Origin of the sequence: Ralstonia psammae (assembly GCF_958405935.1) — a bacterium.
Lineage (GTDB): Bacteria > Pseudomonadota > Gammaproteobacteria > Burkholderiales > Burkholderiaceae > Ralstonia > Ralstonia psammae.
This window is the reverse complement of the sequence record NZ_CATZBU010000057.1, coordinates 1-530: the sequence shown is the minus strand read 5'-3', so window position 1 is coordinate 530 and position 530 is coordinate 1. Positions and strand designations below refer to the sequence as shown.

The 530-nt window shown below is 65.1% G+C and carries 1 protein-coding gene; it reads left to right on the top strand.

Annotated elements, in window-relative coordinates; genetic code table 11:
• On the top strand, positions 1–530 hold a 530-nt coding region (locus tag R2N16_RS25465; RefSeq protein ID WP_316669834.1), incomplete at both ends, for a methyl-accepting chemotaxis protein.

Below are 530 nucleotides of genomic sequence, written 5' to 3'. Positions count from 1 at the left end.
GCTTCCAGCATGGAAGAGATGACTTCCATCGTGCGCCAGAACGCCGACAACGCGCGCCAGGCCAGCCAACTGGCGGACAGCGCATCGGAAGTCGCGAGCCAGGGCGGCGCCGTGGTGTCCGATGTGGTGGCGACCATGCGCGAGATCAGTGCGTCGTCGCGCACGGTGTCGGAAATCATCGGTGTGATCGATGGCATCGCATTCCAGACCAACATCCTTGCGCTCAACGCCGCCGTGGAAGCCGCCCGTGCCGGCGAGCAAGGCCGTGGCTTTGCCGTGGTGGCCGGTGAGGTGCGCAACCTCGCGCAGCGCAGCGCCGCGGCCGCGAAGGAAATCAAGGAAATGATCGAGGCGTCGCTGTCCAAGGTCGAGACCGGCAGCGCGCTGGCCGAGCGCGCGGGCAGCACGATGGAAGACATCGTGTCGTCCATCCGCCGCGTAACCGACATCATGGGCGAAATTGCCGCCGCCTCGAACGAGCAAAGCTCGGGCATCGAACAGGTCAACAAGGCTGTCACGCTGATGGATGA